The organism is Knoellia altitudinis (genome assembly GCF_042666355.1).
GTDB classification, from domain to species: domain Bacteria; phylum Actinomycetota; class Actinomycetes; order Actinomycetales; family Dermatophilaceae; genus Knoellia; species Knoellia altitudinis.
This window is the reverse complement of the sequence record NZ_JBHTDK010000002.1, coordinates 654,096-667,579: the sequence shown is the minus strand read 5'-3', so window position 1 is coordinate 667,579 and position 13,484 is coordinate 654,096. Positions and strand designations below refer to the sequence as shown.

Genomic DNA, 13,484 nt, shown 5'->3' with positions numbered 1-13,484 from the left:
CCCATGGCAGCCCCCCACGCATCGGCCCAGCCCGAGAACGGTGGTGACGACGTCGTCACCTACGTCCTCGTCGACGGGGAGAACATCGACGCCACCCTCGGCACCTCGATCCTCGGTCGGCGCCCGCAGCCCGACGAACGCCCGCGCTGGGACCGCCTGCTGTCGTTCGCCCGTGAGACGTGGGGCCAGGACGTGCGAGGGCTGTTCTTCCTCAACGCCACCACGAGCATGCCGATGCCGTTCATCCAGGCGCTCAACGCGCTGGGGTTCACTCCGGTGCCGCTGTCCGGAGCCGCCGACGTCAAGGTCGTCGACGTCGCCATCCAGAAGACGCTGCGGGCCATCCGCGACCGTGACGCCGACGTCATGCTCGTCAGCCACGACGGCGACTTCCTCGAGGAGCTCGAGGGGCTGCTCGACGACGACCGCCGCGTCGGGGTCATGGCGTTCCGTGAGTTCCGCAACAGCGGGTTCACGGCGTTGGAGGCGGACGGCCTCGAGAGCTTCGACCTCGAGTACGACGTCAAGGCGTTCACGTCACGGCTGCCACGCGTCCGGGTCATCCCGATCGACGAGTTCGACCCGTCGCAGTTCCTCTGAGGCGCGCGAGTTCGGGCGTCGGCGCCCCGGCGGATAGACTTCCCGGCGAATCCCACCGTCCGACTTCCGTGACGCCTCCGCGCGCCCTGCGCACGCGGCATACCGGATCCTTGAAAACCTGATCGAAAGTGAACACCCGTGGCATCGACGAACGACCTCAAGAACGGCCTCGTCCTCAACCTCGAGGGCCAGCTCTGGACCGTCGTGGAGTTCCAGCACGTCAAGCCCGGCAAGGGTCCGGCCTTCGTGCGCACCAAGCTCAAGCACGTGCTGTCGGGCAAGGTCGTCGACAAGACGTTCAACGCCGGCACCAAGGTCGAGACGGCCAACGTCGACAAGCGCAACATGCAGTACCTCTACAACGACGGCACCGACTACGTCTTCATGGACGGCGACACGTTCGACCAGATCGCGGTCACGCCGACCGTCGTGGGTGACGCGGCCAAGTACATGCTCGAGAACCAGGACGCCATCGTCGCGCGCCACGAGGGCAACGTCCTGTTCATCGAGCTCCCCGCCTCGGTCGTCCTCGAGATCCAGTACACCGAGCCGGGCCTCCAGGGCGACCGCTCCACCGGTGGCACCAAGCCGGCGACCCTCGAGACCGGCGCCGAGATCGGCGTCCCGCTCTTCCTCAACACCGGCGACAAGGTCAAGGTGGACACGCGCGACGGGTCCTACCTCGGCCGCGTCAACTGATCGGCGGACTTCCACCACATGGCCGCCCGCACCAAGTCGCGCAGACGCGCGATCGACCTCCTCTTCGAGGCCGAGCAGCGTCAGGTCAACGCCAGCGAGCTCCTCAGGGAGCGCCTCGCCACGCCGGTGACCGAGGCCCCGCTCAACGAGTACACCGCCGACCTCGTCACAGGGGTCGTCGGGCACTGGACGCAGATCAACGACCTGCTCGCGACCTACTCGCAGGGGTGGTCGGTCGAGCGCATGCCCGCCGTCGACCGCGCGATCCTGCGCGTCGGTGCCTTCGAGGTGCTCTTCGGTGAGGTGCCCGAGGGTGTGGCCATCTCCGAGGCCGTGGCCATCGCCACCGAGCTGTCCACCGACGACTCGCCGAAGTTCGTCAACGGTCTGCTCGCCCGTCTCGCCGAGGTCAAGCCGACCCTGGTCTGACGTCGCTCCACTCGCATGGCGGCCGCTGACCCTCCTGGTCGGCGGCCGTTGCGCTGTGCGCAGGCACGACATGTCGGTATGCCGCGTGCTCGCCCCTGTCGAGGTCCTTCACCTCGACGCACACCGGTGGCTGCAGGGTGGCCGGAACGCTCCGCGTCGTCAGTGCGCAGCGGACGGGTGCGGGATCCGGGCACCGAAGACGACCTCGGGCCAGGCGGCGCGTGCGAGCCACGCGCGGTAGGCGTCGGCGTCCGCGTCGCGCGGCGGGAAGAGCGGCGCACGCTCGGGCGTCGTGGCACACGTGCCGCCGGAGCTGGATGTCGTGAGCGTCTGCGGGTGCACGGTTGCCTCCTTCGGCGATGAGCGATGTCCCATTACATCACGTCACCTTGGGCCAGGCATAGCATCACGTTATGTGTTTCGCGGTGTGGACCGTCATGCCGGGTCGGATTGGGGGAGGGTGGGCCGAGTCGCTACAGTGAGGCGACCGACATCCTTTAACGACCTGTCCCGTGAGGCAGGGAAGGAGGTCACGACACCGATGTGTCCTGACGCAGCTGTGCCCCCGAGCTCCCAGAAGTCCCCGAGCTCCTCGAGTGAGACCGACCCCGTGGACGACGGGAGGACGGTCCTCGGAGCATCCGACATCTCCCGGGCACTGCGTCGCATCGCCCACGAGATCCTCGAGGCCAACAAGGGTGCGGAAGGCCTCGTCCTGCTCGGCATCCCCTCTCGGGGCGTGCCGCTCGCTCGCCGCCTGGCCGCCATCATCGCCGAGTTCGAGGGCAGCGAGATCCCCGTCGGCAGCCTCGACGTGACGATGTATCGCGACGACCTGCGACGTCAGCCCACGAGGGCGCCCCTGCCGACCGAGATCCCCGACGGTGGCGTCGACGGCAGGACCGTCGTGCTGGTGGACGACGTCCTCTACAGCGGTCGCACGGTCCGAGCCGCGCTCGACGCCTTGGCAGACCACGGACGGCCGGCCGCCGTGCGCCTGGCCGTGCTCGTCGACCGTGGGCACCGTGAGCTCCCGATCCGGGCGGACCACGTCGGCAAGAACCTTCCGACCGCCCAGACCGAGAAGGTGCGCGTGCGCCTCGCCGACTTCGACGACGCCGACAGCGTGACCATCACCGGGGGCGCCCGATGAGCGAGGCGAAGACGCAGACACGGATGCCGCGCCACCTGCTCTCGATGGACGACCTGGACGCGGCCGGTATCCGGACCATCCTCGCCACGGCCACCCAGATGCACGAGGTGCAGAAGCGCGAGGTCAAGAAGATCCCGACCCTGCGGGGACGCACGATCATCAACCTCTTCTTCGAGGACTCCACACGCACGCGCAGCTCGTTCGAGATCGCGGGCAAGTGGATGAGCGCCGACACCATCAACATCACCGGCAAGGGGTCGTCGGCCTCCAAGGGCGAGTCGCTGCGCGACACCGTGCGCACCATCGACGCCATGGGGGTCGATGCCATGGTCATCCGGCACGGTGCATCCGGTGCCTGCCACCAGGTTGCCGGCTGGGTCGACGCCCATGTCATCAACGCCGGCGACGGCACGCACGAGCACCCGACCCAGGCGCTGCTCGATGCCTACACGATGGAGCAGCGGCTCGGTTCGCTCGAGGGCAAGCACGTCGCCATCGTGGGGGACCTCACCCACTCCCGTGTCGTCCGGTCCAACCTCATCTCGTTGCGCCGACTCGGGGCGCACGTCACCCTGGTCGCTCCACCGACGCTCATGCCGAGCGGGATCGGCACCTGGGCGCAACGTGAGGGCTTCGACCTCAGCCACGACCTCGACGGGGTGCTGCAGGGCGGCGGCTCCGGGCGGCCGATCGATGCGCTGATGATGCTCCGCGTCCAGAAGGAGCGGATGAGCGGCGGCTTCTTCCCCACGGCCCGCGAGTACACCGTGGGCTACGGGCTCACGCGCGACCGGCTCGCTCGCCTCACCGACGCCAACCCGGACCTCGTCATCTGCCACCCGGGTCCGATGAACCGTGGCCTCGAGATCAGCGCGGACGCTGCCGACGCCGCGCAAAGTCTGGTCCTCGACCAGGTGAGTGCCGGAGTGGCCGTGCGGATGAGCGTCTTGTACCACCTGCTGGCCGGCAACGACTCGCCCACCGAGGTAGGGCCCGTCACAGAGGGGAGTGCGGCATGACGAACCTGCACATCACCGGGGCCCGACTGCTCGGTGCCGGCGCCCAGGACGTCCTCGTTCGAGATGGACGGATCGCCGAGATCGGAACCAGCCTCGATGTGCCCCAAGGCACCGAGAGGATCGACGCCGACGGGCTCGCCCTGCTGCCCGGCTTCGTCGACCTGCACACCCACCTGCGTGAGCCGGGACGGGAGGACGCGGAGACGATCGCGACCGGTGCGGCCGCAGCGGCTGCTGGTGGTTTCACCGCGGTTCTCGCCATGGCCAACACCAGCCCGGTCACCGACACGGCGGAGGCTGCTGAGCGCGTCCTCGACCTCGGTCGCGCCTCCGGGCTCGTCGACGTCCAGCCCATCGGGGCGGTCACCAAGGGCCTCGACGGTGAGGAGCTCGCGGAGCTCGCCCTCATGCACCGCTCGCGTGCCACCGTGCGGGTCTTCTCCGACGACGGCCGGTGCGTCCACGACGCGCGCGTCATGCGCCGCGCCCTCGAGTACGTCCGAGCCTTCGGCGGCGTCGTGAGCCAGCACAGCCAGGACCCGGACCTCGCCGGGCCGAGCGCCTGCTGCCACGAGGGAGAGCTGAGCGGTCGCCTCGGGCTGGTCGGCTGGCCGGCCGTCGCCGAGTCGAGCATCATCGCCCGCGACGCACAGCTGGCCCGGCACACCAGGTCACGAGTCCACGTGGCTCACGTGACGACGGCCGAGGGGGTCGAGGTCCTCCGCTGGGCCAAGGCCCGTGGCATCGACGTCACCGCCGAGGTCACGCCGCACCACCTGCTCCTCACCCAGGAACTGCTGCGTGGCTACGACCCGACGTTCAAGGTCAACCCACCTCTGCGTCCGGCCGAGGACGTCGAGGCCCTGCGCGCCGCACTGGTCGACGGGACCATCGACGCGGTCGCGACGGACCACGCTCCCCACGCCCGTCACGACAAGGAGCACGCGTTCGTCGATGCGGCCTTCGGCATGCTCGGCCTCGAGACCGCCTTCGCAGTCGTCCACGACACCATGGTCCGCAGCGGCGCGCTCGACCTCGCCACGCTGGCGGACCGGATGTCGACGTCGCCGGCGCGCATCGCCGGGCTGTCCGAGCACGGCCGCGCACCCGAGGTGGGCGCTCCCGCCAACCTCGTCCTCGTCGACACCGACGCCCATCACACGGTGGACGCCTCAGCGTCGAAGTCGTTGTCCCGCAACAATCCTTGGCACGGCATGGGCTTCACCGGTGCCGTCCACACGACCATCCTGCGTGGCCGGGTCACGGCCACGCTTCAGGAGCACGCATGAAAACGACACTGCCCACCCGCGAACCAGCAGTCCTCGTCCTCGAGGACGGGCGTACCTTCAAAGGACGTTCCTACGGCAGCCTCGGCGAGACCGTGGGCGAGGCGGTCTTCTGCACCGCGATGACCGGCTACCAGGAGCTGCTCACCGACCCGAGCTACCACCGCCAGGTCGTCGTCATGACGGCCCCGCACGTCGGCAACACCGGGTGGAACGACGAGGACGACGAGTCCTCTCGCATCTGGGTCTCCGGCTACGTCGTGCGCGACCCCGCACTGCGCCCCTCGAGCTGGCGCTCCCAGCGCTCTCTCGAGGACGAGCTCGTCGCCCAGGGCGTCGTCGGCATCTGCGACATCGACACCCGTGCCCTCACCCGGCACCTCCGTGAGCGTGGTGCGATGCGGGTCGGCATCTTCTCCGGAGACGACGCGCGTATGCCGTCGCGCGAGCTCGTCGAGCGCGTCACCGCCGCGCCCCAGATGGCGGGTTCCTCGCTCGCCGAAGAGGTCAGCACCGACGAGCCCTATGTCGTCGAGGCAGTGGGGGAGAGGCGCTTCACCGTCGCGGCGATCGACCTCGGCATCAAGGCGATGACGCCGCAGTGCATGGCCGAGCGTGGCATCGAGGTCCACGTCCTCCCGGCGACCACGACCTTCGCCGACATCCGGGCCATCGGCCCCGACGGCGTCTTCTTCAGCAACGGCCCGGGTGACCCGTCGGCCGCCGACCACGAGGTCGGTGTCCTGCGCGAGGTGCTCGCCGCCGGGATCCCGTTCTTCGGGATCTGCTTCGGCAACCAGCTGCTCGGGCGGGCGCTGGGCTTCGGCACCTTCAAGCTCAAGTACGGCCACCGCGGGATCAACCAGCCGGTCATGGACCGCACCACGGGCAAGGTCGAGGTCACTGCCCACAACCACGGCTTCGCGGTCGATGCCCCCCTCGACAGGGACACCGAGACCGAGTTCGGCCGGGCGCGCGTCTCGCACGTCTGTCTCAACGACGACGTGGTCGAAGGCCTCGAAGTGCGTTCTGGCACAGGCGAGCTGACGGCTTTCTCGGTCCAGTACCACCCGGAAGCGGCAGCGGGACCGCACGACGCGGCATACCTGTTCGACCGGTTCGTCGATCTCCTCAACTCACACCAGAAGGTGAACGCCTGACATGCCGAAGCGCGACGACATCACGAGCGTCCTCGTCATCGGGTCCGGCCCGATCGTCATCGGGCAGGCCTGCGAGTTCGACTACTCGGGCACCCAGGCGTGCCGGGTCCTGCGCGAGGAGGGTGTGCGCGTCATCCTCGTGAACTCCAACCCTGCGACGATCATGACGGACCCGGAGTTCGCGGACGCGACCTACATCGAGCCGATCACCCCCGAGGTCGTCGAGAAGATCATCGAGAAGGAGCGCCCCGACGCGGTGCTCGCGACCCTCGGTGGCCAGACCGCCCTCAACTGCGCGATCGCGTTGCACGACAACGGTGTCCTCGAGAAGTACAACTGCCCGCTCATCGGCGCCAACGTCGAGGCGATCCAGCTCGGTGAGGACCGTCAGCTCTTCAAGGGCGTCGTCGAACGCTGTGGCGCCGAGAGCGCCCGCTCGGTCATCGCCCACACGATGGACGACTGTCTCGCGGCCGCGCAGGAGCTCGGCTACCCGATGGTCGTTCGCCCCTCCTTCACCATGGGTGGGCTCGGGTCCGGCTTCGCGCACGACGAGGCCGAGCTGCGACGCATGGCCGGTGCCGGACTGCAGGCCAGCCCGACCACCGAGGTCCTCCTCGAGGAGTCGATCAAGGGCTGGAAGGAGTACGAGCTCGAGGTGATGCGCGACCACAAGGACAACGTCGTGGTCGTCTGCTCCATCGAGAACCTCGACCCCATGGGCGTGCACACCGGTGACTCGATCACGGTCGCGCCCGCGCTCACCCTCACCGACCGTGAGTACCAGCGGCTGCGTGACGTCGGCATCGCGATCATCCGCGAGGTCGGCGTGGACACCGGTGGCTGCAACATCCAGTTCGCGGTCAACCCGCAGGACGGCCGCATCATCGTCATCGAGATGAACCCGCGCGTCTCGCGGAGCTCGGCGCTGGCGTCCAAGGCGACCGGCTTCCCGATCGCCAAGATCGCCGCCAAGATGGCCATCGGATACACCCTCGACGAGGTCCCCAACGACATCACCCGGGAGACGCCGGCGAGCTTCGAACCGAGCCTCGACTACGTCGTCGTCAAGGTGCCGCGGTTCGCCTTCGAGAAGTTCCCCTCCGCCGACGACACCCTCACGACGACGATGAAGTCGGTCGGCGAGGCCATGTCGATCGGGCGCAACTTCACCGAGGCCATGCAGAAGGCGCTGCGCTCGGTCGAGAGCAAGGGCTCCTCGTTCCACTGGCGTGGCGAGACCCCCACCCGCGACGAGGCGCTCGAGCTGCTCACGGTGGCCGCCCGGCCGACGGACGGGCGGATCGTCACCGTCCAGCAGGCCATGCGCGGCGGAGCCACCGTCGAGGAGACCCACGCGGCGACCCGCATCGACCCCTGGTTCCTCGACCAGATCGAGCTCGTCAACGACATCGCCCGCGAGGTCGGCGATGCACCCGAGCTGACGCCGGAGCTGCTGCGGCTGGCCAAGCGTCACGGCTTCTCCGACGCCCAGCTCAGCGAGCTCCGACGTATGCCGGAGAGTGTCGTTCGCGGGGTCCGTCACGCCCTCGGGGTGCGACCGGTCTTCAAGACCGTCGACACCTGCGCGGCCGAGTTCGACGCCCAGACGCCCTACTACTACAGCTCCTACGACGAGGAGACCGAGGTCGTGCCGCGCGAGCGGGAGGCCGTGATCATCCTCGGCTCCGGCCCGAACCGCATCGGACAGGGCGTCGAGTTCGACTACTCCTGCGTCCACGCCAGCTTCGCCCTGCGCGACGCCGGCTACGACACCGTCATGGTCAACTGCAACCCCGAGACGGTCTCGACCGACTACGACACGAGCAGCCGCCTCTACTTCGAGCCCCTCACCCTCGAGGACGTCCTCGAGGTCTACCACGCCGAGAAGCAGGCCGGCCCGATCGCGGGCGTCATCGTGCAGCTCGGTGGCCAGACGCCCCTCGGACTCGCACGCGCGCTCAAGGACGCCGGCGTGCCCATCGTCGGCACCTCGCCCGAGGCGATCGACCTCGCCGAGGACCGCGGGGCCTTCGGCCGAGTTCTCGCAGAGGCGAAGCTGCCCGCGCCCAAGCACGGCACGGCATACAGCGCTTCTGAAGCCCTCGCGGTGGCGCGCGACATCGGCTACCCGGTCCTCGTGCGACCGTCCTACGTGCTCGGTGGGCGCGGGATGGAGATCGTCTACGACGACGACACCCTCATCACCTACGTCGAGCGTGCCACGCAGGCCTCGCCGGAGCACCCGGTGCTCGTCGACCGCTTCCTCGACGACGCGATCGAGATCGACGTCGACGTCCTCTACGACGGCACCGAGATGTATCTCGGCGGCGTCATGGAGCACATCGAGGAGGCCGGCATCCACTCCGGCGACAGCGCCTGCACCCTTCCGCCCGCGACCCTCGGCAACGCCGAGATCGAGCTCGTGCGCGAGAGCACGCTCAAGCTGGCCCGGGGGATCGGCGTCGTGGGGCTCATGAACGTCCAGTTCGCCCTGGCGCAGGACATCCTCTACGTCCTCGAGGCCAACCCGCGCGCCTCGCGGACGGTGCCCTTCGTCGCCAAGGCGACCGGTGTGGCCCTGGCCAACGCCGCGAGCCGCATCATGCTCGGCGCGACCATCGCCGAGCTGCGCGCCGAGGGAGTGCTCCCGCCCAGCGGCGACGGAGGCAACCTCCCGCCGCACGCACCGATCTCGGTCAAGGAGGCGGTGCTGCCCTTCCACCGCTTCCGGCAGGCCGACGGCTCCATGGTCGACAGCCTCCTCGGGCCCGAGATGCGCTCGACCGGCGAGGTCATGGGCATCGACACGACGTTCGGCCGGGCGTTCGGCAAGAGCCAGCTCGCGGCATACGGCGGCCTTCCCGACGCGGGCACGGTGTTCGTCTCCGTCGCCAACCGCGACAAGCGCGCGATGCTCTTCCCGGTCAACCGGCTCGTCGACCTCGGCTTCGATATCGTGGCGACGTCCGGCACGACGGATGTGCTGCGGCGCAACGGAATTCCCGCCAAAGTCATCCGCAAGATCACCGAGCGTGAGGGCGATGCCGAGGCCAGCGACGCACGCACGATCGGCCAGCTCATCCTCGACGGCGAGATCGCCATGGTCATCAACACGCCGACCGGGCAGAGTGCACGCGCAGACGGGTACGCGATCCGGGCCGCGGCCAACACCGCCGACGTCCCGCTCATCACGACCGTGCAGGAGTTCGCTGCCGCCGTCCAGGCGATCGAGGCCCTGCGTCGGGGAGACCTCACGGTCACCTCGCTCCAGGAGCACGCGCGTCACCTCGACCTCATGCAGGTGGCCGACAAGTGAGTGAGACCCGATCCAGCGGCGTCGTCCAGGTGCAGGGCGAGGTCATCGCCACCCGTCGCGTGGGCGCCTACCACCACCTCACCATCGTCGCGCCCGGGGTCGCCGAGCTCGCCCGCCCGGGCCAGTTCGCGGCCCTGGCCGTGGGCGGTCCGACGACCGGCAACCTCCTGCGACGCTCGTTCTCCATCCACAAGGTGAGCCCGTCCGGCACCTACGGCGGCACGATGGACCTCGTCATCGCGGCCAAGGGCGCCGGGACGGAGTGGCTCACGAGGCTGCGGGCGCACGACGCGGTCGACGTCGTGGCACCGCTGGGGCGGCCGTTCCCCCTGCCGACCGAGCCGGTGCCCTGCGTGCTCGTCGGGGGTGGCTACGGGTCGGCGCCGCTGTTCTGGCTGGCCGAGGTCCTGCGAGGACGCGGCTGCCCGGTCGAGATGGTGCTCGGCGCGGCGTCCGAGGACCGGCTCTTCGGCGTCGTCGAGGCGCGTCGGGCGGCTGATCGGGTCACCGTGACGACCGACGACGGTTCGGCCGGACAACGCGGCTGGGTGAGCGACGTCCTGCCCGAGGTGTTCCAGCGCACCGGCGCTCCCGTGGCCTACGCCTGCGGACCGATGGGCATGCTTCAGTCGGTCACCCGGGTGGCGGCCGAGCACGGCGCCGTGGCCCAGGTGGCGGTCGAGGAGTCGATGGCCTGCGGTGTCGGGGTCTGCATGACCTGCGTCATGCCCGTGCGCAACAAGGATGGGGTCACCTCGATGGTGCGCTCGTGCGTCGAGGGGCCGGTCTTCCGTGGCGACCGCATCCGCTGGGAGGCCTTCCACGACGGCGTGTGTGGCGTCCCGGAGGACGCCGTCGGGGCTCCGAGGGTGGGAGGTCACTGATGGCCGTCGACATGTCCGTGACCTTCACCGGGCGGACCCTGCCCAACCCGGTGATGACCGCATCTGGGTGCGCCGCCAACGGGCGCGAGCTGCACCGCTTCTTCGACGTCTCCGGTCTCGGCGCGTTCGTCACCAAGACGGTGATGATGGACGCGCGCTCCGGCCGTGGCACACCGCGCATGGCCGAGACGAGCTCGGGCATGCTCAACTCGATCGGCCTCCAGGGCCCCGGCATCCGCGCGTTCGTCGAGAAGGACCTGCCCTGGCTGAAGTCGGTCGGGGCGCGCGTCCTCGTCTCCATCGCCGGCAACACCGCGGGGGAGTTCGCCGACGTGGCCAAGGTGCTCGCCGAGAGCGACGCGTTCGACTGCGTCATCGGCGTCGAGGTCAACATCTCCTGTCCCAACGTCGCCAACCGCGGTCTCGTCTTCGCCTGCGACCCGCTGGCGTCGGGCAAGGTCATCTCACTGGTGCGCGAGCAGCTGCCCCGTGACGTGCCGATGTTCGCCAAGCTCACCCCCGACGTCACCGACATCGTGACGATCGCCGACGCGGCGGTGAAGTCCGGCGCCACCGGCCTGACGATGATCAACACCCTGCTCGGCATGGTCATCGACACCGATCGCCTGCGACCTCAGCTCGGTGGCGTGACCGGTGGCCTCTCCGGCCCGTCGATCCGGCCGGTCGCCGTCCGGGCCCTCTGGCAGGTCACCGCCGCCATGCGTGAGGGGCGGTTCCAGACGGTGCCCCTCATCGGCGTTGGGGGAGTGCGCACGGGTCGCGACGCCCTCGAGCTCATCGCCGCCGGAGCCACCGGCATCCAGGTCGGCACCGCGACCTTCAACGACCCGACCGCTCCCCAGCGCGTCCTCACCGAGCTCGAGGCCCTCGCCGCGACCCACGGCGTCGCCCGGATCACCGAGCTCGTCGGAATCGCTCACGACAGGATGGTGACCCCATGACCGCACCGACCGCGACCTTCGGCCAGCGACTGCGCACCGCGATGGCCGAGCACGGTCCGCTCTGCGCCGGCCTCGACCCGCACCAGTCCCTCGTCGAGTCCTGGGGCCTCACCTACGACCTCCACGGGCTGCGTGCCTTCACCGGCGCCTGCGTCGAGGCCTTCGGTGGCCACGTGGGCATCGTCAAGCCGCAGTCGGCCTTCTTCGAGGTCTTCGGCTCTGCGGGCATCGCCGTCCTCGAGGAGGCGATCCGCGACCTGCGTGCCGCAGGCACGCTCGTCCTCCTCGACGCCAAGCGAGGCGACATCGGATCGACGATGTCGGCGTATGCCGCGGCATACCTCGGCAGCTCAGCGTCGGCACCAGCCGACGCACTGACGGTGAGCCCCTATCTCGGCTTCGAGTCGCTGCGCCCGGCACTGGACGCGGCCGCCGACAACGGACGTGGAGTCTTCGTGCTCGCGCTGACCTCCAACCCCGAGGGCCCGTCGGTCCAGCACGCGCGACACGACGGCGTCAGCGTCGCCGAGTCGATGGTTGTTGGGGCCGCCGCCGAGAACGCAGCCGCGCTGGCAACCGGTGATCTCGGGAGCACCGGGCTCGTCGTCGGCGCCACGATCGGGACTGCGGCGCACGACCTGGGCCTCGACCTCGCAGGGGTCAACGGGCCACTGCTCGCGCCGGGTGTCGGTGCCCAGGGCGGCACGCCCGAGGGCCTCAGGCGCGTCTTCGGTGACGCGCTCCCCAACGTCCTGCCAGCGAGCAGTCGCGAGGTCCTGGCCGCAGGTCCGGGCGTCCCCGACCTGCGAGCAGCGGTGGCGCGCACCAACGAGGACCTGGCCCGCCTCCTGCACTGAGGGCCAAGTGCGGCGGCGAGCCGAGGCGTCGCGGTCCGGGCCAGTCGTGACTGCGTGCCCGGCTCGCAGTCCTTGCGTCAGTCCGTCGCTGTGCCCGTGCCCGGGCCCTTCTTGACACCGGGCCAGTCCCGACGTGCCAGAGCCGAGTTCAGCCGACCGTGATTAAATCGTCGGCAGGCGTTGAGAAGCAGCGCCTCGAGATTTCAACGGAGGACTTCCGCCATGGCACTCCCGCCGCTGACCCCCGAGCAACGCGCTGCCGCGCTGGAAAAGGCGGCGGTGGCTCGACGCGAGCGGGCAGCCGTCAAGAACCGCCTCAAGTACGCACAGGGTGATCTCAGCGAGGTCATCAGTGAAGGGAAGTCGAACGACGTGATCGGCAAGATGCGCGTGACCGCGCTGCTCGAGTCGATGCCCGGCGTCGGTCGGGTCAAGGCCAAGGCCCTCATGGAGGACATCGGCATCAGCGGGAGCCGTCGCGTCAGGGGACTGGGTCAGAACCAGATCTCCGCTCTGCTCATGCGCTTCGACAAGGCGTGACCGGGACCTCCCGGCTCACCGTGCTCGCCGGCCCGACGGCCGTCGGCAAGGGCACCGTCGCGGCATACGTGCGTGAGCACCACCCCGACGTGTGGCTCTCCGTCTCCGCGACGACCCGCAGGCCCCGCCCGACAGAGGTCGACGGCAGGCACTACCACTTCGTGTCCAACGAGCAGTTCGGCCGCATGGTCGACCAGGGCGAGTTCCTCGAGTGGGCGACCGTGCACGGCCGGGCGCAGTACGGCACGCCGCGCGGTCCCGTCGAGGCCGCGTTGGTCCAGGGCCGACCGGCTCTGCTCGAGATCGACCTGCAGGGTGCGCGGCAGGTGCGCGAGACGATGCCGGACGCGCTCTTCGTCTTCCTGGCCCCCCCGAGCTGGGACGAGCTGGTGCGCAGGCTGGTCGGGCGCGGCACCGAGTCGCCGGAGGAGCGCGAGGTGCGACTGACGACGGCCAGGGCCGAGCTGGCCGCCGCCGAGGAGTTCGACGTGACCCTCGTCAACGACGACGTTCGGCGGGTGGCCGACGAACTCGTATCATTGATGCGCACCCCCCACCAGACGAAACGAGACTGAT

The 13,484-nt window shown here is 69.6% G+C and carries 14 protein-coding genes; 13 read left to right on the top strand and 1 reads right to left on the bottom strand.

What is annotated here, in order from left to right:
- Nucleotides 1-3 precede the first annotated feature (3 nt).
- From ACFQW8_RS17920 to nusB, 3 genes are all read left to right on the top strand, one after another.
- The gene (locus tag ACFQW8_RS17920) at nt 4-600 is read left to right on the top strand and encodes an NYN domain-containing protein (RefSeq protein ID WP_380089718.1); all 597 of its coding nucleotides are present in this window, start codon (nt 4-6) and stop codon (nt 598-600) included.
- A 138-nt stretch (nt 601-738) separates the two neighbouring features.
- Nucleotides 739-1,299 (top strand): elongation factor P, encoded by a 561-nt coding sequence (gene efp, locus ACFQW8_RS17915; protein WP_380089716.1) that lies wholly within the window; start codon nt 739-741, stop codon nt 1,297-1,299.
- Nucleotides 1,300-1,317: 18 nt separating this feature from the next.
- Nucleotides 1,318-1,728 (top strand): transcription antitermination factor NusB, encoded by a 411-nt coding sequence (gene nusB, locus ACFQW8_RS17910; RefSeq protein ID WP_380089714.1) that lies wholly within the window; start codon nt 1,318-1,320, stop codon nt 1,726-1,728.
- Nucleotides 1,729-1,887: 159 nt separating this feature from the next.
- Here nusB and ACFQW8_RS17905 read toward each other — a convergent pair whose 3' ends face one another.
- The gene (locus tag ACFQW8_RS17905) at nt 1,888-2,070 is read right to left on the bottom strand and encodes a hypothetical protein (protein WP_380089712.1); all 183 of its coding nucleotides are present in this window, start codon (nt 2,068-2,070) and stop codon (nt 1,888-1,890) included.
- 199 nt (nt 2,071-2,269) lie between these two features.
- On the opposite strand from ACFQW8_RS17905, the gene pyrR reads away from it, so the two are divergent.
- The 10 genes from pyrR to gmk all read left to right on the top strand — a co-directional run bounded on the left by pyrR (nt 2,270) and on the right by gmk (nt 13,483).
- Nucleotides 2,270-2,881, top strand: coding sequence for a bifunctional pyr operon transcriptional regulator/uracil phosphoribosyltransferase PyrR (gene pyrR / locus ACFQW8_RS17900; RefSeq protein WP_380089710.1), 612 nt, complete (start codon nt 2,270-2,272; stop codon nt 2,879-2,881).
- A gap of 23 nt (nt 2,882-2,904) precedes the next feature.
- Complete coding sequence (locus ACFQW8_RS17895; RefSeq protein WP_380089826.1) at nt 2,905-3,900, top strand: aspartate carbamoyltransferase catalytic subunit; 996 nt, start codon at nt 2,905-2,907, stop codon at nt 3,898-3,900.
- Nucleotides 3,897-5,189: a dihydroorotase gene (locus tag ACFQW8_RS17890; protein ID WP_380089708.1), complete on the top strand. Its 1,293-nt coding sequence runs from the start codon at nt 3,897-3,899 to the stop codon at nt 5,187-5,189. Before ACFQW8_RS17895 ends, ACFQW8_RS17890 begins: the two co-directional genes overlap by 4 nt.
- Entirely contained in the window at nt 5,186-6,346 is a 1,161-nt protein-coding gene (gene carA, locus ACFQW8_RS17885; protein ID WP_380089706.1) for a glutamine-hydrolyzing carbamoyl-phosphate synthase small subunit, read from the top strand. Before ACFQW8_RS17890 ends, carA begins: the two co-directional genes overlap by 4 nt.
- A gap of 1 nt (nt 6,347) precedes the next feature.
- Entirely contained in the window at nt 6,348-9,665 is a 3,318-nt protein-coding gene (carB, locus tag ACFQW8_RS17880; RefSeq protein WP_380089705.1) for a carbamoyl-phosphate synthase large subunit, read from the top strand.
- On the top strand, nt 9,662-10,549 hold the full coding sequence (locus ACFQW8_RS17875; RefSeq protein ID WP_380089703.1) for a dihydroorotate dehydrogenase electron transfer subunit: 888 nt from the start codon (nt 9,662-9,664) through the stop codon (nt 10,547-10,549). Before carB ends, ACFQW8_RS17875 begins: the two co-directional genes overlap by 4 nt.
- On the top strand, nt 10,549-11,511 hold the full coding sequence (locus ACFQW8_RS17870; protein WP_380089702.1) for a dihydroorotate dehydrogenase: 963 nt from the start codon (nt 10,549-10,551) through the stop codon (nt 11,509-11,511). Before ACFQW8_RS17875 ends, ACFQW8_RS17870 begins: the two co-directional genes overlap by 1 nt.
- A complete protein-coding gene (gene pyrF / locus ACFQW8_RS17865) occupies nt 11,508-12,368 on the top strand; it encodes an orotidine-5'-phosphate decarboxylase (protein WP_380089701.1) in 861 nt (286 codons plus the stop codon). The genes ACFQW8_RS17870 and pyrF overlap by 4 nt, the downstream gene beginning before the upstream one ends.
- 222 nt (nt 12,369-12,590) lie before the next feature.
- Complete coding sequence (gene mihF / locus ACFQW8_RS17860) at nt 12,591-12,908, top strand: integration host factor, actinobacterial type (protein ID WP_380089700.1); 318 nt, start codon at nt 12,591-12,593, stop codon at nt 12,906-12,908.
- A complete protein-coding gene (gene gmk, locus ACFQW8_RS17855; protein WP_380089699.1) occupies nt 12,905-13,483 on the top strand; it encodes a guanylate kinase in 579 nt (192 codons plus the stop codon). The genes mihF and gmk overlap by 4 nt, the downstream gene beginning before the upstream one ends.
- Nucleotide 13,484 lies beyond the last annotated feature (1 nt).